The organism is Nitrobacter winogradskyi Nb-255 (assembly GCF_000012725.1).
Lineage (GTDB): Bacteria > Pseudomonadota > Alphaproteobacteria > Rhizobiales > Xanthobacteraceae > Nitrobacter > Nitrobacter winogradskyi.
In genome coordinates, this window is the sequence record NC_007406.1 from 221,132 (window position 1) to 247,054 (window position 25,923).

A 25,923-nucleotide genomic window follows, 5' to 3' on the forward strand; every position below is an offset into this window, starting at 1 on the left:
AAAACCGGTTTCCAATTTTCGGGATCATGCTCTATGCGGCGAGATCGGCCACCACGGCATCGAGGACGGGGAAGCCATCCTGCGTGACGCGCAAACGGCCGTCGGTGCTGATCATGATCGCGCCTTCGTCACGGAGGATCGCGATGCGCCGGGGATCAAGAGAGCGGCCCGACAGCGCCGCGTAGCGCCGCGGATCGATGCCCTCGCGCAAGCGCAGTCCCATGAGCAGGAATTCGTCGGCGCGCTCTTCGCTGTTCAACGGGTCATCGGCGACAATTCCGTTGCCGTTCGCCTCGACGCGCATGAGCCAGGCTTCGGGCCGCTTCTCGGTGGCGATGGCGTGCCTGACGCCGTCGATGTCGAGGCGACCGTGCGCTCCGGGGCCGATGCCCGCATATTCCTGACCGCGCCAGTAGACCAGATTGTGCCGGCATTCCGCGCCCGGCCGCGCATGGTTCGAGATCTCGTAAGCGGGCAGGCCATGACGCGCGCAGACGTCCTGCGTGACGTCGTACAAGTCTCGCGCCATCGCCTCATCGGGGGTCTTGAGCTTCCCCGCCGCATGCAGGTCGAAAAACGGCGTCCCCGCTTCGATCGTCAATTGATAGAGCGACAGATGCTCCGCCGCCTCCGAGATCGCGCGCTGCAACTCCCCGGCCCACATCGCCGGTGTCTGGTCCGGACGCGCATAGATCAGATCGAAGGAATAGCGATCGAAGACCGAGCGCGCGATCGCAACCGCATCCTGCGCCTCGCGCGCCGTGTGCAGCCGACCGAGCGCCTTCAGCGAGGAATCGTCGAGCGCCTGCACCCCGAGCGAGACCCGATTGACGCCCGCGGCGCGGTAGCCGCGGAATCGTGTGGCCTCCACGCTGGTCGGATTGGCTTCCAGCGTGACCTCGACGTCATCGGCAACGCTCCAATGCTTTCCGATTGCGTCGAGAATGGCGCCCACGGTCTGCGGCCGCATCAGGGACGGCGTGCCGCCGCCGAGGAAAATCGAGGACACCGTGCGTCCGCGCGAGCGGGCCGCCGTGGTCTCGATCTCGCGCGCGAAAGCCCGTGTAAAGCGTTCTTCATCGATCGGCGCGTGGCGCACGTGACTGTTGAAATCGCAATACGGACACTTCGACAGGCAGAACGGCCAGTGGATGTAAACGCCGAACGCAGCGGCCGGATCAGCGGGGCTCAAGGGCAATCTCCGCCAGTTTCACGAATGCGCGGGCGCGATGCGACAGGCCAAGACCGCGCGGCGGAAGCCCATGCTTCTCGATGCCGGCCATCTCGCCGAAGGTGCGGCCGTGCCCGTCCGGCAGAAATACCGGATCATAGCCGAAACCGGCCGTGCCCCGCGGCGGCCAGACCAGCGTGCCGTCCACGCGGCCTTCGACTTCCTGGAGATGGCCGTCCGGCCACGCGACGCAGAGCGCCGAAATGAAGTGAGCCTTACGCTGGTCCGCGCTGGTCGCGCCGCGCTCCTGCAGAAGGCGCTCGATCCGCGCCATCGCCGCGGAAAAATCCGCAGGTTTGCCGGCCCATCGTGCGGAGTGGATGCCCGGCGCGCCGTCGAGCGCATCGACGACCAGGCCGGAATCATCGGCAAAGGCCGGAAGCTTTGCGCTCAGGGCAGCAGAGGTCGCCTTGATCCGGGCATTGGCGCGGAAATCCTCGCCTGTTTCCTCAGGCTCGTCGAGACCGAGTTCGCCCGCGGAGACCGCTTCGACGCCATAAGGCGCAAGCAGCTCGCGGATCTCGGCGAGCTTGCCGGGATTGTGGGTGGCGATCACGAGCTTGCCGGCGATTCGACGATGCATGACCGATCGGACTTCAGCTTCTTGTTCTGAAAGGTTTTCCTGACGCGACGGGAAGCCCGCTTCGCTGGAAAACGCGACAGGACGCAAGTCCTGCGGATGAACCGCGCAAGCGGCGAATCACGCCACCGCCATTTTCTGCAAATCCACCAGCCGCGCGACCCCTTTTTTCGCCAGCGCCATCAGCGCGAGAAACTCATCATCGGAGAAAGGCACCTTTTCGGCGGTTCCCTGCACCTCGATGATGCGTCCTTCGCCGGTCATCACGAAGTTTGCGTCTGTATCGGCTTCCGAATCCTCGGCATAGTCTAGATCGAGGACAGGCGTGCCGTTGTAGATGCCGCAGGAGATCGCCGCGACATTGCCTCGAAGCACGCCGGCCTTGAGCATGTTGCGGGCCTTCATCCAGTTGACGCAGTCGGCCAGCGCGACCCAGGCGCCGGTGATCGACGCGGTGCGCGTGCCGCCGTCGGCCTGAATGACGTCGCAATCGATCGTGATCTGGCGCTCGCCGAGCGCCTCGAGATCGACCGCGGCCCGCAGGGAACGGCCGATCAGGCGCTGGATTTCGACGGTCCGGCCGCCCTGCTTGCCGGCGGAGGCCTCGCGCCGGGTCCGCTCCAGCGTGGCGCGAGGCAGCATTCCGTATTCGGCCGTCACCCAGCCCCGGCCCTGGCCCTTGAGCCATGGCGGCAGCCGCTCCTCGAGCGTCGCGGTGACCAGCACATGGGTATCGCCGAACTTCACCAAGCAGGAGCCTTCGGCGTATTTGACCACGCCTCGTTCCAGCGACACGGCGCGCAGTTCATCCGGTGCACGACGGCTAGGTCGCATGGGAACCCCTCCAGCAATTCATGAGAATCTTCGTGCCGTGCTTTTAGGGGTGGGGAGCCGCACCGGCAAGGGTCAGACTTGCAATTGCTCTCAGAACCGCAATTGCCCAAAGCCTGCTTGTAACTGGTGCGAGGGAGAGACAGATTAGAAGCGGTCTCAGGCACGACGAACATTATGCGCGGGAGATAATAGCGTTGGCCCATCACGATCCGATTGGTCTGATTGCACCGAACGCCGGGCTTGCCCAGTTGAACGAGCGCTCGCGCGACATTTTTCGCCAGATCGTCGAGAGCTATCTTGCAACGGGCGAACCCGTGGGCTCCCGCAACATTTCCCGGCTGATCGCGGTGCCGCTCTCTCCGGCCTCGGTCCGCAATGTGATGTCCGATCTCGAACAGCTCGGGCTGATTTACGCGCCGCACACCTCGGCCGGGCGCCTGCCGACCGAGCTCGGCCTGCGTTTTTTTGTCGATGCCCTGATGCAGGTTGGAGATCTCACCGAACCGGAACGCCAATCGATCCAGAGCCAGCTCGCGTCGGTCGGCAAGGCGCAATCGGTCGAGGCCGCGCTGGAGGAAGCCTTGACGCGGCTGTCCGGATTGACCCGGACGGCGGCGGTGGTGCTGACGGCGAAATCAAACGTGCGCTTGAAGCATATCGAGTTTGTCAGGCTGGAGCCCGACAAGGCGCTGGTGGTGCTGGTCGCAGAAGACGGACAGGTCGAAAATCGCGTGCTGACGCTCCCTTCCGGCGTTCCGGCCTCAGCGCTGACGGAAGCATCCAATTTTCTGAATGCCCGGATTCGCGGCCGGACGCTCGCCGAGGCCCGGCTCGAGCTGGAAACCGCGCTGGCGCAAAGCAAGGCGGAGCTCGATCAGCTCACACAAAAAATCGTCGCGGCCGGAATCGCGAGCTGGTCCGGCGGCGACAGCGACGACCGCCAATTGATCGTGCGAGGCCACGCCAACCTGCTCGAGGACCTGCACGCGATGGAGGACCTCGAACGGGTGCGGCTATTGTTCGACGACCTTGAAACCAAGCGCGAGGTGATCGATCTGCTTGGCCGCGCCGAGCGCGCCGACGGCGTGCGGATCTTCATCGGCTCGGAAAACAAGCTGTTCTCGCTGTCCGGATCATCGACGATCATCGCACCCTACAGCGATGGCGCCGGTCATATCGTTGGCGTTCTCGGCGTGATCGGACCCACCCGGCTGAACTACGCGCGCGTGATCCCGATGGTGGACTACGCCGCGCGCATCGTCAGCCAGATGCTCGGCAGGTGAGCCGGACCCGCCACGCTTGATTTTTACGCCTGAACCACGATATCCCGCACGACCATTCCTTTCCATTCGAGACAATTGCGAGAAGGCTGCGTAATGACCGATTCCGACGGCAAAACAGACAAGTCCGGCGAACCGGCTGCGGAGGTCGAGCCGGTGGTATCCAAGCCGTATGTCATGCCGGACGATCCCGAGGACGATGCGCTCGACGCGCTGAACAAGCAGCTCGCAGAGGCGAAAGATCGGACGTTGCGCACGCTGGCGGAGATGGAGAATCTGCGCAAGCGTACGGCGCGGGAGGTCTCGGACGCTCGAACCTACGGCATCTCGGGCTTCGCGCGCGACGTTCTGGAGATCGCCGACAATCTGCAGCGCGCGCTTGATGCGGTGCCGGCGGACGCTCGCGCGGCGCCAGATCCCGGCCTGAAAGCCCTGATCGAGGGCGTGGAGCTGACCGAACGCTCGCTGCACAACGCTCTGGAAAAGCATGGCGTGAAAAAATTTGATCCGGCGGGCGAAAAATTCGATCCCAACGTCCATCAGGCCATGTACGAAGTTCCCGATCCGTCGATCCCCGTCGGCACGGTCGCCCAGGTCATTCAAGCCGGCTACATGATCGGAGAGCGGGTGCTGCGCCCGGCGCTGGTGGGCGTTGCGAAGGGCGGAGCCAAGGCGGCCGCGCCGGAATAATGGCAGCGCGCGTCGGATCAAGATCACGGAGCCACGCTTCTGATTTGAATCAGAAGCGTGAGAGGTTAACGCGGCCGGATACCGTCACGAACCGCGCGGAAGCGCGGAAAAACGTCCGACCATTCGCTCCGCGGCGTGCTTCCGATCAGACGCATCGCCGTTTTTCCGCTGCCGAACACGAGCCACTGCACCACGGTTACCGGCGTATTCGTTCGCGTGTTGGTGCCATCGATTCGCGTTTCGAAGCCGGGCGATCCGTTGATCCGGATCGGCTCCGACATGGTGATGCGTCCCTCACGCAGGTTCGGGATCGTGGCTGCGACGTCGCGCGCGAACCGGCTCCGATCATCCGGCCGCTCCGGGACCGAACCGATCGGGCTGATGATGATGAAGGCTCTGCTGTCGATGTTGTTTTCCGTTTCCGCATCGGACAACAGGATGACGGCTCCCGGCGTAAGCGTCCGGATCAATTTGAAGGAGCTCAGTTCGCTCAGCTTGAAGGGCAGCAGGCCCAGTTGCTCCTCGAGCGGGACTTCCTTGCGCAGGGCGACCGTTGCGAACATCTTCTGCACGGCCTCATCGGAATAGATCTTCGCGACATTCTCCGGCACCTGCGCCGCGACGTATCCGGAAAAGGTGCCGCCCGAAATCACCATTGAGTAGCGCCGGACATTGTCTTCACCGTTCTTGGCGGATTCGACGATGAAATAACCCTGCCCGCTCGCGGTCTCGAGACCTTGCGGCTTTGGACCTCGGGGGTCGACGGCGTTCGACTTCGCGACAGTTTCCACGTCTCTAAAAGCGGCGGCGGGGAGTTCGGCGACGACGACCTTGACGCGCTGATCCGCGGTCTCAAAACCCGGAAATGTCTTCGCGGGGTTGAGGCCTATCAGCGGAACCAGCCCGATCCGGCTGCCCGGCGCATAGATCACGTCGCTGGCGAGGGACGGATTGGCGCCGCTCAGCAGGCAGAGAATGGCAAATACGTGCAGAAAATGTCTCATGCGCGCTTATCTGGATTTGCATTGAGGCCGTTCAATGATCGTCAGGCCAGCGGTCCGGGAAGATGATTCAGATGATGCATTCTACGAAACCTGACTGCCGCATCAAGCGCATCAGCCGTCGGCGCAGGGCACCGCCAGCCGTCTTCACCATGGCCCAAGACGACTGGGCCGGCTAGGTTAATTATCGGCTTGTCCGGATCGTCCCTGGCTGACAGGGACGCAAAAGAATTGCGTTTTCAGCCGGCGGATAGATGTCCGGTCCTTGCGGCCCCCACCCCCCCTCCTATATGAGGCTCACCGTCGCTATATCGCGAGTAATTGATATCTGGGGGTCTGGATGAGGGTGCCGTCAGGGCCTGCCCGGACTGCCGCAACAAGAAGGATATGAGGACCATGGGAAAGGTCATTGGGATCGACCTCGGCACCACTAATTCGTGCGTGGCGGTAATGGACGGCAAGACGCCGAAAGTCATCGAGAACGCGGAAGGGATGCGGACCACGCCGTCCATCGTCGCCTTTAGCGATGATGGCGAGCGTCTCGTCGGGCAGCCGGCCAAGCGCCAGGCTGTGACCAATCCCGAGCGGACCATTTTCGCCGTCAAGCGCCTGATCGGCCGCCGCTACGACGACCCCACGGTTGAAAAGGACAAGCAGCTTGTCCCTTACAAGATCGCGAAAGCCGGCAACGGCGACGCCTGGGTCGAGGCCGATGGCAAAACCTATTCGCCCTCGCAGATTTCGGCCTTCACGCTTCAGAAGATGAAGGAGACCGCCGAGGCTCATCTCGGTCAGAAGGTCGATCAGGCCGTCATCACCGTGCCCGCCTACTTCAACGACGCGCAACGTCAGGCGACCAAGGACGCCGGCAAAATTGCCGGCCTCGAAGTGCTGCGCATCATCAACGAGCCGACCGCGGCCGCGCTCGCCTACGGCCTCGACAAGTCGAAGGCCGGCACCATCGCGGTATATGATCTCGGCGGCGGCACGTTCGACGTGTCGGTTCTCGAGATCGGCGACGGCGTGTTCGAGGTGAAGTCGACCAACGGGGATACCTTCCTCGGCGGCGAAGACTTCGACATGCGTCTGGTCAACTATCTCGCGGACGAATTCCAGAAGGAGCAGGGCATCAACCTGCGCAACGACAAGCTGGCCTTGCAGCGGTTGAAGGAAGCCGCCGAGAAAGCGAAGATCGAACTGTCGTCGACCACGCAGACCGAGATCAATCTGCCGTTCATCACGGCCGACCAGTCCGGCCCGAAGCATCTGACGATGAAGCTCACACGCGCCAAGTTCGAGGCGCTGGTCGATGATCTCGTTCAGAAGACGATCGAGCCGTGCCGCAAGGCGCTGAAGGATGCCGGCCTGACGGCGGGGGAGATCGGCGAAGTGGTGCTGGTCGGCGGCATGACGCGCATGCCGAAGGTCCAGGAAGTGGTCAAGCAGTTGTTCGGCAAGGAGCCGCACAAGGGCGTCAACCCGGACGAGGTTGTCGCGATCGGCGCGGCGATCCAGGCCGGCGTACTGCAGGGCGACGTCAAGGACGTGCTGCTGCTCGACGTCACTCCGCTGTCGCTGGGCATCGAGACGCTGGGCGGGGTGTTCACCCGCATCATCGACCGCAATACCACGATCCCGACCAAGAAAAGTCAGGTGTTCTCGACAGCCGAGGATAACCAGAACGCCGTCACCATTCGCGTCTTCCAGGGCGAACGTGAAATGGCGGCGGACAACAAGATCCTCGGCCAGTTCGATCTGATGGGCATTCCGCCCGCTCCGCGCGGTATGCCCCAGATCGAGGTGACGTTCGACATCGACGCCAACGGCATCGTCAACGTTTCCGCCAAGGACAAGGCGACCGGCAAGGAACAGCAGATCCGCATCCAGGCCTCGGGCGGCCTGTCGGAGGCCGACATCGAGAAGATGGTCAAGGACGCGGAAGCCAACGCCGCCGAGGACAAGAAGCGCCGCGAGGCCGTGGACGCCAAGAATCAGGCCGACAGCCTGGTGCATTCGACCGAGAAGGCGCTTACCGAACACGGCTCGAAGATCGAGGAAAGCGAACGCCGCGCGATCGAGGATGCGGTCAGCGATCTGAAGGAAGCGCTCAAAGGCGACGATGCCGAGGCGATCAAGGCCAAGACCAACACGCTGGCGCAGGCCTCCATGAAGCTAGGCGAGGCGATGTATAAACAACAGGCGGAAGCCGATGCCGCCAAGGACGCCGCGAAGGACGATGTCGTCGATGCGGAATTTACCGAGGTCGACGACGACAAGAAGTCGGCTTAAACGGCAGGAAGACCATGGCCCCGGTCCTCAAGGTGCGTAATGCGTCTCGGAGGGCGGGGTCATGTTTGTTTAAGCGGGATGCTTCATCCGGCGAGCGAATTTCTGGCTCGCCTTTCTGGATGAAGCGACCTTCGGGCGGAACGGACTGATGTCGACCAAACGCTGTTACTACGAAACCCTTGAGGTCGATCGGAACGCGGACGACACCAAACTCAAGGCAGCCTTTCGCAAGCTGGCCATGAAATGGCACCCGGACAGAAATCCGGGCGACTCGTCCAGCGAGATGCGCTTCAAGGAAATCAACGAGGCCTATGAGGTCCTGAAGGACAGCAACAAGCGCGCCGCTTACGACCGCTTCGGCCACGCGGCGTTCGAGCAGGGCGGCATGGGCGGCGGCGCGGCCGGGTTCGGCGCAGGCTTCGCTTCCTCATTCTCCGACATCTTCGAGGATCTGTTCGGCATGTCCGGGCAGCGCGGCCGGTCAGGCGGACGCGAACGAGGCGGAGATCTTCGATATAATATGGAGATCACGCTTGAGGAGGCTTATCACGGCAAGACCGCCCAGATCGAGATTCCAGTCTCGGTAACGTGCGAGTCCTGCTCTGGGACGGGCGCCAAGGCCGGGACCAAGCCGAAGAACTGCGCGATGTGCGGGGGCGCCGGCCGGATTCGCCAGGCTCAGGGCTTCTTCACGCTGGAGCGCACCTGTCCCGGCTGTCAGGGACGGGGCCAGATGATCGAGGATCCCTGCCCGTCCTGTGGCGGGTCGGGCCGGGTCAACCGGGAGCGTTCGCTTTCGGTCAATATTCCCGCCGGCGTCGAGGATGGCACCCGCATTCGCCTCGCTGGCGAAGGTGAGGCGGGAGTCCGTGGCGGCCCGCCTGGCGACCTCTACATTTTCCTCTCGCTGATTCCGCATCAGTTCTTCCAGCGGGACGGCGCCGATCTGCATTGCCGTGTGCCGATTTCAATGGTCGCCGCCGCTCTTGGCGGAGAGATTGAGGTGCCGACCATCGACAAGGGCAAGACCAAGGTGCGGGTGCCGTCGGGAACCCAGTCCGGCCGCCGTTTTCGCATTGCAACAAAGGGAATGCCCGTGCTGCGCTCTCGTCAGACCGGCGACATGTATGTTCAGGTGGTGGTGGAAACTCCGCAGAATCTGACCAAGCGACAACAGGATCTTTTGGCCGAGTTTGAAAAGCTGTCGTCGGGAGAGACTCAGCCGGAGGCGGCGGGTTTCTTCACTAAGGTCAAGGACTTCTTCGGCACTCGGGCGACTCCGTAATCACCGTTTTGCTTGACCGGGCCGATCGTCGGATGTACCTGTGAATAACTTAAGCCTGCCTCCCTGCCAGTATTGACCCCACCTGGGTGCGAAATGCCTTTGCAATTGTCCGCGCGTGCGTCGAAGAAGCCCCTTCATCTTGATGATGAGGTCCGCTTTCTCCGCTCGTGGATTGAGAAGCCGCTCCATATGGGTGCGGTCATGCCGTCCGGACGTATTCTGGCGCGCACCATGGCGCAGTATGTCGATGTCGCGTCCGCCGATCCGGTCATCGAACTGGGACCGGGGACCGGAGCGATCACCAACGCGCTGATCGAGCACGGCGTCGATCCGAAGCGTCTCGTGCTGGTCGAATACGATCCCGGCTTTTGTGCGCTGCTTCGCGACCGCTACCCGCAGGCGACGGTCGTGCAGGGCGATGCGTATACCTTACGGGACTCGCTGTGGAACGTGCTGAGCGCGCGCGCTTCGGCTATCGTCTCCGGCCTGCCGCTCGTCACCAAGCCGATGTTGACCCGGCTCAAGCTGATACGGGACGCCTTCGCGACGCTCGCTCCCGGCGCTCCCTTCGTGCAGTTCACCTATTCGGTGGTCCCGCCCATCCCAAAATCTCTCCCGGGCATTTCGACCGAGGCGTCCGAGCGAATCTGGATGAACCTGCCTCCCGCTCGCGTCTGGGTGTATCGCAAGCGCTGATGGACCATTAGCGTTTCAAACGAACGAAGTGTTGACCGGTTCGCGTGAAGAAAACGCCATAGCGCGGACCGCAGGTGTCCCTGCAATGCGATCGACAGGTCTGTTCGCACCGAAAATCCTCATCATCCCCGGCTCGCTTCGCACCGGCTCGCAGAATGCAAGGCTTGCCGCGGTTATAGCCAAGGAATTTATCCGGGCCGATGTCGAAGTCACCCGGATTTCGCTCGGAGACTTCCCGCTACCGATCTACGACGCCGACCTTCAGGCAAGCGCAGGCGTGCCCGCAAGCGCCGTCAACCTCAAGCAGATGATCGCCGCGCACCACGGGGTCGTCATTGTAACGCCCGAATACAACGCTTCGCTGCCGCCATTGCTCAAGAACGCGATCGACTGGATATCACGCGTCCAGAGTCCGCATGAAGCGCGCGGACAGGTTTTCCATGAACGCGCCTTTGCGATCGCGTCAGCCTCCACGGGCCGGTTCGGCGGCGCACGATGTCTGGCGCAGTTGCGCCTGATCCTTTCGGTATGCGGGGCGATGGTGATTCCCAATCAGCTCGCGCTGTCATTCGCGGGCGACGCCTACGACGATATGGAACGGTTGAAGCGTTCGGCGGATGCCGATGCGCTGAAGAAGATGGTACGACAGTTGATCACGCTCGCCGGGAATATGCAGTAGGCCGTGCTTGATAGGAACGGCATCGCGCAACGGATGCGGGACCTGATTGGTTGCCGCGAAACGCAGCCCCCGCTATACCCACAGAAGCATTCGAGGACTCGGCCGTGGCTGACATGCGTTTGATTGTTGCAGGGGCAGGCGGCCGGATGGGCCGCGCCCTGGTGCGCGCGATCGCCGAAACCGATGGCGCGGTGCTGGCGGGCGCGCTCGAGGCGCCGGAATCCGAGTTGATCGGGAAGGACGCCAGCGTTCTGGCCGGCCTTCCCGCCAGCGGAATCGAAGTGTCGGCGGATCTCTGGTCATTGTCGGCGAAAGCCGACGGTATCCTGGATTTTACGGTTCCGGCCGCGACCATCGCGAATGTGGCCGTCGCCGCCGAGCGCGGCCTGATTCACGTCATCGGCACCACCGGCCTTTCGGCGTCGGACATGGCTGTGATCCGGAGCGTGACGTCACGCACGGCGGTCGTGCAGTCGGGCAATATGAGTCTAGGCGTCAACCTGCTTGCTGCACTGGTAAAGCGCATGGCGCAGGCACTCGACGAAAGTTTCGATGTTGAAGTTCTCGAGATGCATCACAGGGCCAAGATTGATGCGCCTTCCGGCACAGCGTTGATGTTGGGACAGGCGGCGGCTGACGGCCGCAAGGTCGGTCTGGATCAGCGCGCGGTGCGCGGCCGGGACGGCCTTACCGGCGCCCGCAAGGCCGGCGACATCGGTTTTGCCTCGCTTCGGGGAGGCACCGTGTCCGGAGATCACAGCGTCATCTTCGCGGGTCCATATGAGCGCATCACATTGTCGCATCATGCCGAGGACCGGATGATTTTCGCGCATGGCGCATTGAAGGCCGCGAAGTGGGCGTTCGGTAAAGAGCCCGGCCTCTACTCGATGTCAGACGTGCTCGGGCTGGATGTTTAGCATTGCGGTTATCACAGCGTTTTCGAGCGAAGCCTATCCTCCGGCTTGATCCGGGGATGCATATCGTTTCGTGCGAAGACGCCGCGTCAAATCAAGATCCGAGAGCCACGCTTTTGATCCGTCGGAAGCGGAAAGGCTCCAGGGATCCAAGAATGGAGCAGGCAGAATGAGCGAACGTCTTCTGGTGCTCGTGCGTCACGGCCAGAGCGAATGGAATCTGAAAAACCTGTTCACAGGCTGGAAGGATCCGGATCTGACGGAGTTGGGCGCGGCTGAGGCGAAGGATGCGGGGCGCAAGCTGAAGGCGCAGGGCTTTGTTTTCGACATCGCCTTCACCTCGACGTTGATCCGTGCCCAGCACACGCTCGATCTTGTGCTCAAGGAACTGGACCAGACCGGGATTCCGGTCAGGAAAGACCAGGCGCTGAACGAGCGTGACTATGGCGATCTTTCGGGCCTCAACAAGGATGAGGCCCGCAAGAAGTGGGGCGACGAACAGGTGCTGGTGTGGCGCCGGTCGTATGACGTACCGCCGCCCGGCGGCGAGAGCCTGAAGGATACGCTGGCGCGCACGCTGCCGTACTTCGTGCAGGAAATCCTGCCATGCGTTCTTCGCGGCGAGTGCACGCTCGTGGCGGCGCACGGCAACTCGCTGCGCGCGCTCGTCATGGTTCTGGAAAAACTGTCGCCGGAACAGATTCTCGCGCGCGAACTGGCGACCGGCGCGCCCGTGATCTATCGGCTCAACGCCGATGCGACGGTGGCATCGAAACTGGATCTCGCGGCCTGACGAACCTCATTCCAGGCCAATCCGCCCGGCCTCCCACCCCAGCATCGCGTGCTTGCGGGTGATTCCCCAGTGATACCCCGTCAGCGCGCCGCTTTTGCCGAGCACGCGATGGCAGGGCACGACGAATGACACCGGGTTCTTGCCGACAGCGGCGCCGACGGCGCGCGAAGCGGTCGGGCGATCGATACTGGCGGCGATGGTTGAGTAGGTCGTGACCTTTCCCATGGGAATCCTGAGCAGGGTCTGCCAGACCCGGACCTCGAAATCCGTCCCGATCAGAACCACGCGCAGCGGCTGGTCGGCTCGCCAAAGCCTCGTATCGAACACGCGCTGCGCCAGCGCCCCGGTGCGAGCTGCATCCTCGACGTAAGCTGCATTGGGCCATCGCCGCTTCATGTCGGCGAGCGCGGCCTGCTCGTCGCCGCCGTCGGCGAAAGCCAGTCCCGCGAGGCCACGGTCGCTGGCGATCACAATCGCGATGCCGAAGGGCGAGGGATGAAAACCGAAAGCGAGCTTCATGCCGGAGCCGCCATTCTTCCATTCGCCGGGTGACATCGCTTCATGCGTGACGAACAGGTCGTGCAGGCGTCCCGGACCCGAGAGGCCGGAGTCGAGGGCTGCATCGAGCACGCTGGCGGATTTGCGCAACAACCGCTTGGCGTGGTCGAGCGTCAGCGCCTGCATGAACAATTTCGGGGTTAGACCCGCCCAGCGCCGGAACAGATGGTGCAACTCGTCCGGCGTCACGCCGGCGGCGTCAGCCGTCGCTGCGATGGCGGGCTGCGAGCGCCAGTTTTCGGAGATGAAGGCGATCGCTCGGCGGACCGCGTCATAATCGCGCAATGCTGCGCCAGGCGCGTCCGGCTGCGTCATGCGCGAATCAGCCGGAGCAGGAATTTTCGCAAGCGTCATCATGGCCAGGATGTAGGACGTTCGCCGTCTGCCGGCCACCCGATTTCCGGCGACCCTTCAGGTCACCGGATTGTAGATCGGCCCGCGCTTCGCGAGCTGGAGCGCAGAGGACAAGGCTTTGACGAAACTCAGCTTCTCGTCAGGCCCGAGGAAATTCGCGATCGATATCCGGCGGCCGCGCGAAACCAGATAAAGCCGCTCGATGCCGTACTCCTCGTGGACCCTCTGGTCGACATGCACCCACAGCGGATTAGAAACCCACTCGACGATGTGGCCGCGATGACTGGTGCGGCGCACCCTGAGCTCGGAATGGGTGATGGAGATTTCCTCGGTCGCGAGCGCCCGTTGGAAATTGATGCGGAAAGCCCAGTAAATCGCGAGAACATCGAGGCCAAGAAAGCCGAATACCGGCCAGGCTCCCATCAGCAGGAACACCATTCCGGTGGCGAAACTCGCCAACGCCAATACAGCCATCAGCACCATGAAGCTGGCGTGACTTAATGAACGGTGCGGCGTCAGGAGCGCCGAAAACAGCGTCTGTTCGGCGGGTCCGGGGCCAGCCAGGTTATTGTCTACGGTCATCGTTGATCACTATACCACGATCATGTCTAAAAACATCCGCCGCAGCTTTGCAAGGCAGAAGCCCGCCGCAGCCGGGACCGGCAAATCACTCGGGAAAGGCCCTGTAGCGGACCCTCGGCAGCAGGAACCCGCTGCGGCGACGGCAGGACACGCCAAGGGAGTGAAGAAGAGAACCGGAAAGCCGCCGGCACGTCAGGCGGAGCCGGTCTCCGGGGTCAGGCGCGCCGTCAAGCCGGCGCGAGGACCAGCGGAATTGCCGCCATCTCTCAGGCCATGGACGCCGGCTGAAGTCCACGAGGCCTTCACGCGCTTTCGCAGAGCCAATCCCGAGCCGAAAGGCGAGCTCGAACACCTCAATCCCTTCACGTTGCTGGTCGCGGTGGTGCTGTCGGCCCAGGCGACCGACGCCGGCGTCAACAAGGCCACGCGCGCCTTGTTCGCTGTCGCCGACACGCCCGCCAGAATGCTGGCGCTCGGGGAGGAGAAGGTCCGCGACTACATCAAGACCATCGGACTGTATCGCACCAAGGCGCGGAACATCATCGCGCTTTCGGAAAAACTGCTCGCGGAGTTTGACGGCGCGGTTCCACCCAGCAGGGCGGGGATCGAATCGCTGCCCGGCGCGGGACGCAAGACCGCCAACGTCGTGCTCAACATGGCGTTCGGGGAGCGCACCATGGCGGTTGACACGCATGTGTTCCGGGTCGCCAACCGCACCGGAATGGCGCCCGGCAAGACACCGCTCGAGGTCGAGCTCGGGCTTGAGCGCGTGATCCCCAACCAATTCATGCTGCATGCGCATCACTGGCTGATCCTGCACGGACGCTACACCTGCCTGGCGCGATCGCCGCGCTGCAAAGTGTGCCTGATCAACGACCTGTGCCGCTGGCCCGAAAAGACCACAGAGGGCGCGGGGTGATGATCGTCTCGTCCCGTTCGTACGCAGATACCTGCACCTGACCAGAACGGCGATCGCCGCGTTAAGTTCCGGCCGATTGAATCGCAAATCCTCGTTCGGGAAATGAAAAGGGCCCCGGCGAAATCCGGGGCCTTTGGCTGCTGCTAGAGCATTTTCCGGCGAAGTGGATGACCTGTTCGCCGCGAGAAAATGCGACCAGACAACCATTTCTAGAGCATGGTCCGACTCAACTTGATCGGATCATGCTCTAGTAAAGAGGCGGTCGCTTACTTGTTGTCGGTGCGCTGTTTCAGCACGGTGCCGAGGATATCGCCCAGCGTTGCGCCCGAGTCGGAAGAACCGTACTGCGCGATGGCTTCCTTCTCCTCGGCCACTTCGAGCGCCTTGATCGAGACCTGCACCTTGCGGGCCTTCTTGTCGAACTGGATGACGCGGGCATCGACCTTCTCGCCGACGGCGAAACGCTCGGTGCGCTGATCGTTGCGGTCCCTCGCCAGTTCCGAACGCTTGATGAAGGTCTGGAACTCGGTGCCGGAAATCTGCACCTCGATGCCTCCGTCCTTGACCTCGAGCACCTCGCAGGTGACGACCGCGCCCTTCTTGACGTCGCCCGGTTCGGCGAACGGGTCGCCCTCGAGCTGCTTGACGCCGAGCGAGATGCGTTCCTTCTCGACATCGACGTCGAGCACGACGGCCTTGACCATGTCGCCGCGCTTGAAATTGTCGATGACCTGCTCGCCCGGCTGCTTCCAGTCGAGGTCGGAAAGGTGGACCATGCCGTCGACATCGCCCTCCAGGCCCAGGAACAGTCCGAACTCGGTCTTGTTCTTGACCTCGCCCTCCACGGTCGAACCGACCGGGTGCTTCTCGATGAACGCCTCCCAGGGATTGCGCATGGTCTGCTTGAGGCCGAGCGAGATGCGGCGCTTGACGCTGTCGACCTCGAGCACCTGCACCTCGACTTCCTGCGAGGTCGAGACGATCTTGCCCGGATGCATGTTCTTCTTGGTCCAGGACATTTCCGAGACGTGGATAAGGCCCTCGATGCCCGGCTCAAGCTCCACGAACGCGCCGTAGTCGGTGATGTTGGTGACGCGGCCGGTGAAGCGGGCGCCCAGCGGATACTTGGCCTCGATGCCCTGCCAGGGATCATCCAGCAACTGCTTCATGCCGAGCGAGATGCGGTGGGTCTCGTGATTGATCTTGATGATCTTGACCTTCACGGTCTGGCCGATCGCCAGCACTTCGGTCGGATGGTTGACGCGGCGCCAGGCGATATCGGTAACGTGCAGCAGGCCGTCGATGCCTCCGAGATCGACGAACGCGCCGTAGTCGGTGATGTTCTTGACCACGCCGTCGATGACCTGACCCTCTTCGAGGTTCTGGACCAACTCCTGCCGCTGTTCGGCGCGGGTCTCCTCCAGCACCGTGCGGCGGGAGACGACGATGTTGCCGCGGCGGCGATCCATCTTGAGAATCTGGAACGGCTGGGTGTTGTTCATCAGCGGACCGACATCGCGAATGGGACGGATGTCCACCTGCGAGCGCGGCAGGAAGGCGACGGCGCCGTCGAGATCGACGGTGAAGCCGCCCTTGACCTGATTGAAGATGACGCCGTGCACCTTCTCGTTGTTGTTGAAGGCTTTCTCGAGCTTGCCCCAACTTTCCTCGCGGCGCGCCTTGTCGCGCGACAGCACGGCCTCGCCGAGCGCGTTCTCGATGCGATCAAGGAACACCTCAACCTCGTCGCCGACCTTCAGCGTGCTCTCGCGACCTGGACCGGAGAATTCACGCAACGCCACGCGGCCTTCGGTCTTGAGGCCGACGTCGATGACGGCCATGTCCTTCTCGATCGCAACCACCTTGCCCTTGATGACGGAGCTTTCCTGCAGGCTGCCACCGGCGAAGGACTCATCGAGCATCGCGGCGAAATCGTCACGGGACGGATTGAGGGTATCAGTCGAAGCCATGTGTTCTCCAATGCGGCGACCGGCAGTTCGGGTTGATATGCGTTTCGCGCGCGAAGGGTCAGGGGTCCGCAACCCTGACAACCGTCGCGAGGAACATGCAGCGACGGGCCGGCGTCAAGCCTTGACGTTCGAAACGATGATGTGGCCCGGAGTCTTTCACAAGCGATCGACCGCAGAATGATCGACATCGAGGACGATCAATATCGAGACTGAGCGGGACGTTCCTCCAATGGCGGCGGGAGCTTGAAACTCCGGCCGGTCCGCTCGGACAGCCTCGACACGTCGACGATGATCCGGACGCCGCGGATATACCGTCAAAGCCGCAAGCGAACAAGGCTTTTGTAAGCCTTGCCTCAACCGCGCGGCTTGAACAGGAAGTTATTGCAGTAGTCCGGATGATCCCAGAATCGCGGACCCGACTGCTTCTGGTGAATTGCCGGATCAAACGCTGATACAGGGTGCAGGGAACCCTGCCTGAAGAAAAACCCCTCGTATCCGAGCCGATCAAGCAGCCCGAAGACATCCTCGACATTGGTTTCCGCGAGGTGCCTCGTCTCACATTCGAAAATGAGCCACGGCCGCGCTTCGGACAAGGTGCGCCGGGCGCCCTTGAAAATCGCCAGTTCCGCCCCTTCCGCGTCGACCTTGATCAACGAGACGCGCTGCCCCGGCCGCAAATAGTCGTCGAGCGCGACGACGGGAACCTGCATTCGCGTGCCGCCGGCCACGGGCGCGACCAGCGAGGCGCCGGGAGAATCGATCGCGGGGATGGCAAGATCGAGCACGCCGCTGCCCGACCATAACGCCTTCTGCTCCACGGTGACATTATGAGCAGGCGCGACCTCGCGCAGATAGGCGGCGAGAGAAGGCTGCGGCTCGAATGCGAGAACGCGTCCGGAATTGCCGACCCACCGTGACAGCCAATAGACATAGCTGCCCTTGTGAGCGCCCACATCGCACACGGTATCGCCGGGCCTCACATGGCCGCCGATGACCGAAAGCTCGGCGCGCTGATCCCGCCATCGTGCTTTCAGCGCACGCCACACGAAACGCGCATTCATTGCTGCCTCCGGCACCTGCCGAGCGGTCACGCTCGGCCGGATCGGACCCTCACCGACTCGACGATCGCGATCGCCGCCTTCAGGCCGGCCTCGATGTCGAGGTTGGAATTATCCAGCACATGAGCATCGGCAGCCGCCTTCAAAGGTGCAACGGGCCGGTTGCGGTCCCTCTCGTCGCGCTTGAGAATATCCGCCAGAACCACCGCCTCGTCGACCTCCTCGCCCCGCGCCCGCGCTTCCAGCGTGCGCCGCCTCGCCCGCACGACAGGATCGGCCTCGACGAAAATCTTCACGTCGGCGTTCGGGCAGATCACGGTGCCGATGTCGCGGCCGTCAAGCACCGCGCCGGGCGGCTCGGCGGCGAACTGGCGCTGGAAGGTCAGAAGCGCCTCGCGCACCTTGGGGAATGTCGAGACGACCGACGCGGCCTCGCCGATCGCGCGGGCCTTGAGAGCCGGATGGCCGAATCTCTCCGGATCGAGTTCAAGCGCGGCCGCGATCGCGCGCGCCTCGTCCGCCGGATCCGCGCCGGCGTCGAGCAAGGCTTTGGCGACCGCGCGATAGATCACGCCGGTGTCGAGATGACGAAAGTGATAGTGCGCGGCAAGGCGCTTGCCGAGGGTGCCCTTACCCGAAGCGGCAGGCCCGTCGATGGCGATGATCATGCGAAATTTGCTCCCAGCCGCTGCATCATCGGCACGAAATCGGGGAAACTCGTGGCGATGAAGGCGATGTCGTCGACCTTGACCGGCGCGTCCGAGGCGCAGCCCATCACCAGCGCCGACATCGCGATGCGATGATCCATGTGGGTGGTGACGAGACCGCCGCCGGGCACCCGGCCGCGGCCCTCGACGATGAGGTCGTCGCCGGCGATCTCGACCGCGACGCCGCCCGCGCGCAGCATCGCGGCGGCAGCCTCGAGGCGGTCGGATTCCTTGACCCGCAATTCGCGCAGGCCGCGCATCACGGTGGTGCCTTCGGCAAACGCCGCCGCGACCGCGAGCACGAGATACTCGTCGATCATCGAGGGGGCGCGCTCCGCCGGCACCTCGATCCCGCGCAGCCGGGACGCCTTCACGCGCAGCTGCGCCATCGGCTCGCCGGCATCAAGGCGCGTTTCGCTTTCCTCGATCGACGCACCCATCTCGCGCAGCGTGACAAACAGGCCGGTTCGCAACGGGTTTGTCATCACGTCGTCCAGCACGATGTCGGAGCCTTCCGTGATCAGCGCGGCAACGATCGGAAACGCCGCCGATGACGGGTCGGCCGGCACCGTGACCCCTGCCCCGTGCAACTCGGGCTGTCCGGTCAGCGAGATTTTGCGCCCATGCGCGCCCTCGGCCACGGAGACGATATCGGCGCCAAAATGCTTCAGCATCAGTTCGGTATGGTCCCGGCTGGCCTCGCGCTCGATGACGGTGGTGACGCCCGGAGCCGACAGCCCCGCCAGCAGCACCGCCGATTTGATCTGCGCCGAAGCCACCGGCGTGCGGTACACGATCGGCAGCGGATCACGCGCGCCTTCGAGCGTCAGCGGCAGGCGGCCGCCGTCGCTTTGCGAGATCACCCGCGCACCCATCAACTCCAGCGGATCGAGAATTCGGCGCATCGGCCGCGAGCGCAGCGATCCATCGCCATCGAAGGCGGCGCGGATCGGGCAGCCGGCCACCGCGCCCATCACCAGGCGGCATCCCGTGCCTGAATTGCCGAAATCGAGCGGCGCTTCCGGCGTCGCAAATCCGCCGGTGCCGACGCCGCGCACCGACCAGGCGATCCCGCCATTATCATCGGTCCGCCGTTCGACCTTCGCACCCAGCGCCTGCATCGCCTTCGCGGTGTTGAGTACGTCCTCGCCCTCGAGAAGGCCGGAGATTCGGGTTTCGCCGACCGCCAGCGCGCCCAGGATCAGCGCGCGGTGGGAGATCGATTTATCCCCGGGCACCCTGACGCGCCCGGTCAATGACTGACATTTTCGCGCCTCGAGCGGCATGGTCTGGCCGGAAAGAGTCAAAGTTGCATATCCCCGTTGTGGCGGCTGGTATCACAGGGACGACGGCGCGTCACGCCCGCGAACCGGTCCGCAAAGCGCTATTGACAGGGCCGCTGCAACTAGCCAAGTGAAGCTCCGTTTTTTCAAGAACTCCCGGGATTCCACACGTGGCCAAATCCGAGCTCGGAACCAAGCGCATTTGCCCGACGACTGGCAAGAAGTTCTACGATCTGAACAAGAACCCGGTGATCTCGCCTTACACCGGCGAGGTCGTGCCGATCGTCGTGGCGCCGGTGCGAGGCCGCAGCGACGCCGCCCGCGCTGCCGCGGCGTCAGGGGCCGAGGCGACGCCGGAGCCCGCCGAGGCCGAAGAAATGGTCTCGCTGGAGGAGGCCGACGCCGAGGAGAACACCGGAAAGGTCAAGAAGGCCGTCGTCCCCGAGTCGGAGGATGATATCGAGATCGATGATACCCTCGACGATGACGAGGACGATGATTCGACCTTTATCGCCGACGAGGAAGAGGGCGACGAGGACGTCACCGATATCATCGGAGACGTGGGAGACGACGAGGAGACTTGAGATCGGTCCTGAACTGTGGTTCAGGGTCTCTGTGGATCGCGCCGTCCGATGAGGTGCGGCGCGGTCGAGAGCGGGATGAGGTAAATTGTTAAAATGCGGTGCGGTTTTCCGTCCGCATCCTGCCCTCAAATACTGGAATTGATCACGTTCATGATCGAGGATCGAATCGATCCGGAATCATGAACCTGATCCTGGGGCCATAGCTCAGCTGGGAGAGCGCTTGCATGGCATGCAAGAGGTCGGCGGTTCGATCCCGCCTGGCTCCACCAAGCGCCTTCCGTTCCAGGGATGTGGCAACTTGCCGGGCGCGCATTCGTTCAGCGCTTGCGTCCCGCAAATGGCGATCCTGTTCTGATATCAAAGCGTTGGTGCCGCGCCGTACATCTTGAACGACGTGCAAATCATGCCATATTTAATTCGACCCGTCTGGAAACGTCAGACGGCCAGCGGGGCGCCGCAAGGGCCCCTGCGCTCGATTCGCCGAAGTGGCGGTTCGGCCAATGGAATACGCGCCATCTGCTCCGGCGCGCGACCGGACGCCCGACCGACATCATTTTTGCTGGTCGCGCGCGTCAAAGTCGCTTCGAGAGGACTTTGTAATGTCTCGTGTTCCTTCGTTGTCCAGTCCGTTCCTTCTGGGATTCGACGAGATCGAGCGGGCGCTCGACCGTGTCGTCAAGGGCGCCGACGGCTATCCTCCCTACAACATCGAGCGGTGCGACCGCGACAGCGGCGAGCCCGAACGGCTGCGGATCACGCTGGCGGTGGCGGGGTTCACCCGCGACCAGCTCGATGTGACCATTGAGGAAAATCAGCTTGTGATCCGGGGCCGGCAGCAGGAGGATAAAGCTAGGCAATATATCCATCGCGGCATCGCCGCGCGCCACTTCCAGCGCACCTTCGTGCTGGCGGAGGGAATGTTGGTGCTGGGCGCGGACCTGAAAAACGGGCTATTGTCCATCGATCTGGCCAGGCCGGAACCTGAAAGGGTCGTTAAGACAATCGCGATCAATGAACACGAATAATGCACAACCCGACAAAACACCGGTGAGCCGGCATAAAAGCTTTCGGGTGCAACAAGTAGCGGACTCGACCGCTTAGTCTGGTAAAAGGAGTCGAGACCATGAGTGAAGTGATTTCCACGATCCGGCCTGAAAGCGTCTCTACCGAGTCGCTGGCGCAGCTCGGCGAAGGCCACATCGCCTATGTGAAGCAGGTGCGTTCCGAGGACGTGCCGGAACTGTTTCCGCAGGCTCCGAGAATCGCGCCCGGCCTCATGCTGTTCGCGCTGCATGCCGCCGACGGCACTCCGATCATGCTCACCGATTCGCGCGAGGCTGCGGTCGCGAGCGCCTGGAGCAACGAGTTGCAGGCCGTCAGCGTGCATTAGAGCATGATCCCGAAAAGTGGAAACCGGTTTTGCGATCAGAATACGCGCGCGAAACTGTCGATTGAGAGACACGCCGCCGCTGCGCGCGACATCGGCTTAGCAGGAAGCGGCGGCTAGAGCGGGATGAGCAGAAGTGTGGTGCGGTTTTCCGCCCGCATCCTGCGTCTCAAGATACTGGAATCGATCACGTTTATGGTTTTGGATCGAATCGATCCAAAACCATCGTGATCTAGTCGAGCGCAGCCACTTTTCTGTTTTGCGGCCTTCGGCGGCGGGGGTATGGTCCCGCCAAATCACTGACCGTTCGGAAAAAACATGCCCGCCTATCGCTCCCGTACCTCCACCCACGGCCGTAACATGGCCGGCGCCCGCGGCCTGTGGCGCGCCACCGGCATGAAGAACGAAGATTTCGGCAAGCCGATCATTGCGGTGGTCAACTCCTTCACCCAGTTCGTGCCCGGCCACGTTCACCTCAAGGACCTCGGCCAGCTGGTGGCGCGCGAAATCGAGAAGGCCGGCGGCGTCGCCAAGGAATTCCATACCATCGCGGTGGATGACGGCATCGCGATGGGCCATGACGGGATGCTCTACAGCCTGCCCTCGCGCGAGGTCATCGCCGACAGCGTCGAATACATGGTCAACGCGCATTGCGCCGACGCCATGGTCTGCATCTCCAATTGCGACAAGATCACGCCCGGCATGCTGATGGCGTCGCTGCGCCTCAACATACCCTCGGTGTTCGTCTCCGGAGGCCCGATGGAATCGGGCAAGGTCACGCTCAACGGCAAGGTCAAGTCCGTCGACCTGATCGACGCCATGGTCGCCGCCGCCGATGACAGCGTGAGCGATGCCGACGTCGAGGCGATCGAACGCTCGGCGTGCCCGACCTGCGGTTCATGCTCGGGCATGTTCACCGCCAATTCGATGAACTGCCTGACCGAGGCGCTCGGACTTGCCCTGCCCGGCAACGGCTCGGTGCTCGCCACCCACGCCGACCGCAAGGGCCTGTTCGTCGAGGCCGGACATCTCATCGTCGATATGGCGCGGCGCTACTACGAGCAGAACGACGAGCGTGTGCTGCCGCGTTCGGTCGCGAGCTTCAAGGCGTTCGAGAATGCGATGACGCTGGACATCTCGATGGGCGGCTCCACCAACACGGTGCTGCATCTGCTCGCCGCGGCTTACGAAGGCGAGGTGCCGTTCACGATGGCGGATATCGACCGGCTGTCGCGGCGCGTGCCGGTCCTGTGCAAGGTCGCGCCCTCGGTCGCGGACGTGCATCTGGAAGACGTGCATCGCGCCGGCGGCATCATGGGCATTCTCGGCGAACTCGATCGCGCCGGACTGATCGACGCCAGCCTGCCGACGGTCCACAGCAACTCGCTGAGGGAAGCCCTGGAACGCTGGGACATCAAGCGGACAAAAAGCGAGAGCGTGCGCACCTTCTACACCGCCGCGCCGGGAGGCGTCCGCACCGAAATCGCATTCAGCCAGGACAAGCGGTTCGAGGAGCTCGACGCCGACCGCGCCAAAGGCTGCATCCGCGATGCCGAACACGCCTTCTCGAAGGACGGCGGTCTCGCCGTGCTCTACGGCAACATCGCGCGCGACGGCTGCATCGTGAAGACGGCCGGCGTTGACGACAGCATCCTGACCTTCTCAGGCCCCGCGCGCGTGTTCGAAAGTCAGGATGCCGCGGTGGACGCCATCCTGGGCAACAGGATCAAGCCGGGCGATGTGGTGCTGATTCGCTACGAGGGACCGCGCGGCGGTCCGGGCATGCAGGAGATGCTGTATCCAACCAGCTATCTGAAATCGAAGGGACTGGGCAAGCAGTGCGCGTTGATTACCGACGGTCGCTTCTCCGGCGGCTCATCGGGCCTGTCGATCGGCCACGTCTCGCCGGAAGCAGCGGAGGGCGGCGCGATCGGTCTCGTCGAGGAAGGCGATCTCATCGCGTTCGACATTCCGAACCGGAAGGTTCATCTCGATGTCAGCGATGCCGAACTCGAGCGACGCCGCGCGGCGATGGAAGCGAAAGGCGACAAGGCGTGGAAGCCGGCCGCTCCGCGCACGCGGCGCATCACCATGGCGCTGAAAGCCTACGCTGCGCATACCACCAGCGCCGCGCTCGGCGCCGTGCGCGTGGTGAAGGACTGAGCGTGCCACGTTCCGCCGCTGACCAAACCTGAGCATCTTCCGGCGAAATGGATGACCCGCTCGCCGCAAGAAAATGCGGTCAGAAGATAATCTCCGGAAATTCCCAGAGCGACTCAGTCGGATCATGCTCTGGAAACAACAATCGTTCGAAGATCGGCAGTGTTTCGATCAGAAGCAGGCGCTACGAAACGACGACGCGGACTGAAAACCGCATCACGCTTTTTTCCACCGTTGCTGCCAGGCAAGGCCTCTGATCCGGGACGGACGGGATCGGATAATCGGTTGTTTGTGAACGGCTGCCTGTGGGTGCTGCGATCCGGCGCGCACTGGTGTGACCTGCCGGAGCGCTATGGCCGCTGGAAGACGGTGCATCGGCGGTTCAGCAGGTGGTGCCATGCTGGTGTGTGGGAACGGGTGTTCTCCACCCTGACAGCCGATCGCGACAACCAGTATCTGATGCTCGACTCAACCATCGTTCGAGCCCATCAGCAGGCGGCTACCGGAAAAGGGGGGCCAAGGATCAGGCGCTGGGGCGTTCCCGAGGTGGACTGACCACCAAGGTCCACATGCTCGCCGATGCGCTGGGCCGACCCTTGCGTTTCATCGTCACCGCCGGGCAGGTCGGAGACATCACACAAGCCCCCGCGCTGCTCGAAGCCCAGGCCGGGGACGCCGTGCTGGCCGACAAGCTTATGACAGCAACGCCTTGCGTGCACTCATCGCCGGCATGGGCGCCGAAGCGGTGATCCCCTCAAACAGGACACGCAAAATCATCATCCCGCATGACGCCGGTCTCTACAAGCACCGCAACCGGATCGAGCGCTGCTTCAACCGTCTCAAGCACTTCCGCCGTTTCGCCACACGCTACGACAGGCGCACCGTTCACTTCACGGGCTTCGTTCACCTGGCCGCAGCCCTGATCTGGCTGCCGTGAATGTCGATCCGGCCTAGCGCTTGCGGATGAAGCCGACGATGTCCTTCACCGCGTCCATGGTCTGCGATGCGATCGCGCTGGCGCGTTCGGCGCCCTCGATCAAAATCCGGTCGACATGGGCCGGATCGTCGGTGAGCCGCTTCATTTCGTGAGCGATCGGCGACAGCTTCGCGACCGCGAGATCGACAAGGCTGGATTTGAAGCTTGAGAACTGCGCGCCGCCGAACTCAGCGAGCAACGCGGACTTGGGCTTCCCCGACAGGGCCGCGTAGATGCCGACCAGATTGTCGGCCTCGGGGCGGTTTTCCAGCCCCTTTTCCTCCGACGGCAGCGGCTCGGGGTCGGTCTTGGCCTTGCGAATCTTTTGCGCGATGGTATCGGCGTTGTCAGTCAGATTGATGCGCGAATAATCTGACGGATCCGACTTCGACATTTTCTTGGTGCCGTCGCGCAGACTCATCACGCGCGTCGCGGGTCCGGTGATCACGGGCTCCGGCAGCGGAAAGAACATGTCGCCATGGCCGTTGGCGGCGATCGATTCCGAAAAGTCGTTGTTGAATTTCTGCGCGATGTCGCGGCTGAGTTCGAGATGCTGTTTCTGATCCTCGCCGACCGGAACGTGGGTGGCGCGATAGACCAGGATATCCGACGCCATCAGCACCGGGTAATCGTAAAGCCCGACCGAGGCGTTCTCGCGATCCTTGCCGGCCTTTTCCTTGAACTGGGTCATGCGGTTGAGCCAGCCGAGCCGCGCCACGCAATTGAGCACCCACGCCAGCTCGGCGTGTCCGGCCACCTGACTCTGGTTGAAGATGATGTGCTGCCTCGGATCGATGCCGCTTGCGATGAAGGCCGCCGTCACTTCGCGGGTGGCGCGGCGCAACTCGTCGGGCCCGCCCCAGACGGCGACGGGCACGGTGATGGCATGCAGATCGACCACGCAATAAAGGCACTCGTGGTCAGCCTGCAACTTCACGAAATTAACGATGGCGCCGAGATAATTGCCGAGATGCAGATTGCCGGTCGGCTGAACGCCTGAAAAAACCCGTGTCGTCATCGTCAAGTTCCTGTTTGCCCGCGCGCGATTGATCGACGTGCTCGCGAACCGCGTGGTTCATGTCTTCGGTCGGGCGTGCCGTCCCTTGCCACGCG

24 protein-coding genes, 1 tRNA gene and 1 pseudogene are annotated in these 25,923 nt (G+C 63.1%); 15 read left to right on the forward strand and 11 right to left on the reverse strand.

Annotation, left to right across the window (positions count from 1 at the left end):
* Positions 1–31: 31 nt before the first annotated feature.
* From hemW to rph, 3 genes are all read right to left on the reverse strand, one after another.
* On the reverse strand, positions 32–1,192 hold the full coding sequence (gene hemW, locus NWI_RS01000; protein ID WP_011313527.1) for a radical SAM family heme chaperone HemW: 1,161 nt from the start codon (positions 1,190–1,192) through the stop codon (positions 32–34).
* A complete protein-coding gene (gene rdgB / locus NWI_RS01005; RefSeq protein ID WP_011313528.1) occupies positions 1,179–1,814 on the reverse strand; it encodes an RdgB/HAM1 family non-canonical purine NTP pyrophosphatase in 636 nt (211 codons plus the stop codon). Before rdgB ends, hemW begins: the two co-directional genes overlap by 14 nt.
* Positions 1,815–1,931: 117 nt before the next feature.
* Positions 1,932–2,645, reverse strand: coding sequence for a ribonuclease PH (gene rph, locus NWI_RS01010; RefSeq protein WP_011313529.1), 714 nt, complete (start codon positions 2,643–2,645; stop codon positions 1,932–1,934).
* A 194-nt stretch (positions 2,646–2,839) separates the two neighbouring features.
* Between rph and hrcA the strand changes: the two genes are divergently transcribed.
* Both hrcA and grpE read left to right on the forward strand, forming a co-directional pair.
* Entirely contained in the window at positions 2,840–3,928 is a 1,089-nt protein-coding gene (gene hrcA / locus NWI_RS01015) for a heat-inducible transcriptional repressor HrcA (protein WP_011313530.1), read from the forward strand.
* Positions 3,929–4,021: 93 nt separating this feature from the next.
* A complete protein-coding gene (gene grpE / locus NWI_RS01020; RefSeq protein WP_011313531.1) occupies positions 4,022–4,615 on the forward strand; it encodes a nucleotide exchange factor GrpE in 594 nt (197 codons plus the stop codon).
* A 65-nt stretch (positions 4,616–4,680) separates the two neighbouring features.
* Here grpE and NWI_RS01025 read toward each other — a convergent pair whose 3' ends face one another.
* Positions 4,681–5,619 carry a hypothetical protein gene (locus NWI_RS01025; protein ID WP_011313532.1) on the reverse strand — a complete coding sequence of 313 codons (939 nt, stop codon included), beginning with the start codon at positions 5,617–5,619 and terminating at the stop codon, positions 4,681–4,683.
* 393 nt (positions 5,620–6,012) lie between these two features.
* On the opposite strand from NWI_RS01025, the gene dnaK reads away from it, so the two are divergent.
* The 6 genes from dnaK (at position 6,013) to NWI_RS01055 (ending at position 12,272) form a co-directional block, all read left to right on the forward strand.
* Positions 6,013–7,905 carry a molecular chaperone DnaK gene (dnaK, locus tag NWI_RS01030; protein WP_011313533.1) on the forward strand — a complete coding sequence of 631 codons (1,893 nt, stop codon included), beginning with the start codon at positions 6,013–6,015 and terminating at the stop codon, positions 7,903–7,905.
* 148 nt (positions 7,906–8,053) lie between these two features.
* Positions 8,054–9,190 (forward strand): molecular chaperone DnaJ, encoded by a 1,137-nt coding sequence (dnaJ, locus tag NWI_RS01035; protein WP_011313534.1) that lies wholly within the window; start codon positions 8,054–8,056, stop codon positions 9,188–9,190.
* 93 nt (positions 9,191–9,283) lie between these two features.
* The gene (locus tag NWI_RS01040; protein ID WP_011313535.1) at positions 9,284–9,886 is read left to right on the forward strand and encodes a class I SAM-dependent methyltransferase; all 603 of its coding nucleotides are present in this window, start codon (positions 9,284–9,286) and stop codon (positions 9,884–9,886) included.
* A gap of 100 nt (positions 9,887–9,986) precedes the next feature.
* Positions 9,987–10,565 carry an NADPH-dependent FMN reductase gene (locus tag NWI_RS01045; protein ID WP_041345274.1) on the forward strand — a complete coding sequence of 193 codons (579 nt, stop codon included), beginning with the start codon at positions 9,987–9,989 and terminating at the stop codon, positions 10,563–10,565.
* Between the two features lie 104 nt (positions 10,566–10,669).
* Positions 10,670–11,482, forward strand: coding sequence for a 4-hydroxy-tetrahydrodipicolinate reductase (dapB, locus tag NWI_RS01050; RefSeq protein WP_041344636.1), 813 nt, complete (start codon positions 10,670–10,672; stop codon positions 11,480–11,482).
* 166 nt (positions 11,483–11,648) lie between these two features.
* On the forward strand, positions 11,649–12,272 hold the full coding sequence (locus tag NWI_RS01055) for a 2,3-bisphosphoglycerate-dependent phosphoglycerate mutase (RefSeq protein ID WP_011313538.1): 624 nt from the start codon (positions 11,649–11,651) through the stop codon (positions 12,270–12,272).
* A gap of 6 nt (positions 12,273–12,278) precedes the next feature.
* Here the strand turns inward: NWI_RS01055 and NWI_RS01060 are convergent, their stop codons facing one another.
* Together NWI_RS01060 and NWI_RS01065 are read right to left on the reverse strand one after the other, a co-directional pair.
* Positions 12,279–13,187, reverse strand: a complete 909-nt coding sequence (locus NWI_RS01060; protein ID WP_041344637.1) for a methylated-DNA--[protein]-cysteine S-methyltransferase — start codon at positions 13,185–13,187, stop codon at positions 12,279–12,281.
* Between the two features lie 54 nt (positions 13,188–13,241).
* Positions 13,242–13,766 (reverse strand): DUF2244 domain-containing protein, encoded by a 525-nt coding sequence (locus tag NWI_RS01065; protein ID WP_011313540.1) that lies wholly within the window; start codon positions 13,764–13,766, stop codon positions 13,242–13,244.
* A gap of 160 nt (positions 13,767–13,926) precedes the next feature.
* On the opposite strand from NWI_RS01065, the gene nth reads away from it, so the two are divergent.
* Positions 13,927–14,685 (forward strand): endonuclease III, encoded by a 759-nt coding sequence (nth, locus tag NWI_RS01070; RefSeq protein WP_011313541.1) that lies wholly within the window; start codon positions 13,927–13,929, stop codon positions 14,683–14,685.
* Positions 14,686–14,951: 266 nt separating this feature from the next.
* Here nth and rpsA read toward each other — a convergent pair whose 3' ends face one another.
* The 4 genes from rpsA to aroA all read right to left on the reverse strand — a co-directional run bounded on the left by rpsA (position 14,952) and on the right by aroA (position 19,706).
* The gene (rpsA, locus tag NWI_RS01075) at positions 14,952–16,655 is read right to left on the reverse strand and encodes a 30S ribosomal protein S1 (RefSeq protein ID WP_011313542.1); all 1,704 of its coding nucleotides are present in this window, start codon (positions 16,653–16,655) and stop codon (positions 14,952–14,954) included.
* Between the two features lie 353 nt (positions 16,656–17,008).
* A complete protein-coding gene (locus tag NWI_RS01080; protein WP_011313543.1) occupies positions 17,009–17,716 on the reverse strand; it encodes an FkbM family methyltransferase in 708 nt (235 codons plus the stop codon).
* 26 nt (positions 17,717–17,742) lie between these two features.
* Positions 17,743–18,381 carry a (d)CMP kinase gene (gene cmk / locus NWI_RS01085; protein WP_011313544.1) on the reverse strand — a complete coding sequence of 213 codons (639 nt, stop codon included), beginning with the start codon at positions 18,379–18,381 and terminating at the stop codon, positions 17,743–17,745.
* On the reverse strand, positions 18,378–19,706 hold the full coding sequence (gene aroA, locus NWI_RS01090) for a 3-phosphoshikimate 1-carboxyvinyltransferase (protein ID WP_148203900.1): 1,329 nt from the start codon (positions 19,704–19,706) through the stop codon (positions 18,378–18,380). The genes cmk and aroA overlap by 4 nt, the downstream gene beginning before the upstream one ends.
* A gap of 167 nt (positions 19,707–19,873) precedes the next feature.
* Here aroA and NWI_RS01095 point away from each other — a divergent pair, with 167 nt between their 5' ends.
* The 6 genes and pseudogenes from NWI_RS01095 (at position 19,874) to NWI_RS16575 (ending at position 24,771) form a co-directional block, all read left to right on the forward strand.
* Positions 19,874–20,287 (forward strand): TIGR02300 family protein, encoded by a 414-nt coding sequence (locus NWI_RS01095; protein WP_011313546.1) that lies wholly within the window; start codon positions 19,874–19,876, stop codon positions 20,285–20,287.
* 193 nt (positions 20,288–20,480) lie between these two features.
* Positions 20,481–20,556 (forward strand) — tRNA-Ala (locus NWI_RS01100).
* Positions 20,557–20,886: 330 nt separating this feature from the next.
* Positions 20,887–21,312, forward strand: a complete 426-nt coding sequence (locus NWI_RS01110; protein ID WP_009796516.1) for an Hsp20 family protein — start codon at positions 20,887–20,889, stop codon at positions 21,310–21,312.
* 98 nt (positions 21,313–21,410) lie between these two features.
* Complete coding sequence (locus NWI_RS01115; RefSeq protein ID WP_011313547.1) at positions 21,411–21,677, forward strand: DUF1150 family protein; 267 nt, start codon at positions 21,411–21,413, stop codon at positions 21,675–21,677.
* A gap of 315 nt (positions 21,678–21,992) precedes the next feature.
* Positions 21,993–23,837, forward strand: a complete 1,845-nt coding sequence (ilvD, locus tag NWI_RS01120; protein WP_011313548.1) for a dihydroxy-acid dehydratase — start codon at positions 21,993–21,995, stop codon at positions 23,835–23,837.
* 201 nt (positions 23,838–24,038) lie between these two features.
* A pseudogene (locus NWI_RS16575) lies at positions 24,039–24,771 on the forward strand (IS5 family transposase).
* 13 nt (positions 24,772–24,784) lie between these two features.
* Here the strand turns inward: NWI_RS16575 and trpS are convergent.
* Complete coding sequence (trpS, locus tag NWI_RS01135) at positions 24,785–25,828, reverse strand: tryptophan--tRNA ligase (protein ID WP_011313551.1); 1,044 nt, start codon at positions 25,826–25,828, stop codon at positions 24,785–24,787.
* Positions 25,829–25,923: the final 95 nt, after the last annotated feature.

Coding starts and splice junctions, on each gene's coding strand:
- rdgB (WP_011313528.1), bottom strand. CDS start 1,814: ATGCATCGTCGAATCGCCGGCAAGCTCGTGATCGCCACCCACAATCCC.
- rph (WP_011313529.1), bottom strand. CDS start 2,645: ATGCGACCTAGCCGTCGTGCACCGGATGAACTGCGCGCCGTGTCGCTG.
- grpE (WP_011313531.1), top strand. CDS start 4,022: ATGACCGATTCCGACGGCAAAACAGACAAGTCCGGCGAACCGGCTGCG.
- NWI_RS01025 (WP_011313532.1), bottom strand. CDS start 5,619: ATGAGACATTTTCTGCACGTATTTGCCATTCTCTGCCTGCTGAGCGGC.
- dnaK (WP_011313533.1), top strand. CDS start 6,013: ATGGGAAAGGTCATTGGGATCGACCTCGGCACCACTAATTCGTGCGTG.
- dnaJ (WP_011313534.1), top strand. CDS start 8,054: ATGTCGACCAAACGCTGTTACTACGAAACCCTTGAGGTCGATCGGAAC.
- NWI_RS01040 (WP_011313535.1), top strand. CDS start 9,284: ATGCCTTTGCAATTGTCCGCGCGTGCGTCGAAGAAGCCCCTTCATCTT.
- NWI_RS01055 (WP_011313538.1), top strand. CDS start 11,649: ATGAGCGAACGTCTTCTGGTGCTCGTGCGTCACGGCCAGAGCGAATGG.
- NWI_RS01060 (WP_041344637.1), bottom strand. CDS start 13,187: ATGATGACGCTTGCGAAAATTCCTGCTCCGGCTGATTCGCGCATGACG.
- NWI_RS01065 (WP_011313540.1), bottom strand. CDS start 13,766: ATGACCGTAGACAATAACCTGGCTGGCCCCGGACCCGCCGAACAGACG.
- rpsA (WP_011313542.1), bottom strand. CDS start 16,655: ATGGCTTCGACTGATACCCTCAATCCGTCCCGTGACGATTTCGCCGCG.
- NWI_RS01080 (WP_011313543.1), bottom strand. CDS start 17,716: ATGAATGCGCGTTTCGTGTGGCGTGCGCTGAAAGCACGATGGCGGGAT.
- cmk (WP_011313544.1), bottom strand. CDS start 18,381: ATGATCATCGCCATCGACGGGCCTGCCGCTTCGGGTAAGGGCACCCTC.
- aroA (WP_148203900.1), bottom strand. CDS start 19,706: ATGCCGCTCGAGGCGCGAAAATGTCAGTCATTGACCGGGCGCGTCAGG.
- NWI_RS01110 (WP_009796516.1), top strand. CDS start 20,887: ATGTCTCGTGTTCCTTCGTTGTCCAGTCCGTTCCTTCTGGGATTCGAC.
- NWI_RS01115 (WP_011313547.1), top strand. CDS start 21,411: ATGAGTGAAGTGATTTCCACGATCCGGCCTGAAAGCGTCTCTACCGAG.
- ilvD (WP_011313548.1), top strand. CDS start 21,993: ATGCCCGCCTATCGCTCCCGTACCTCCACCCACGGCCGTAACATGGCC.
- trpS (WP_011313551.1), bottom strand. CDS start 25,828: ATGACGACACGGGTTTTTTCAGGCGTTCAGCCGACCGGCAATCTGCAT.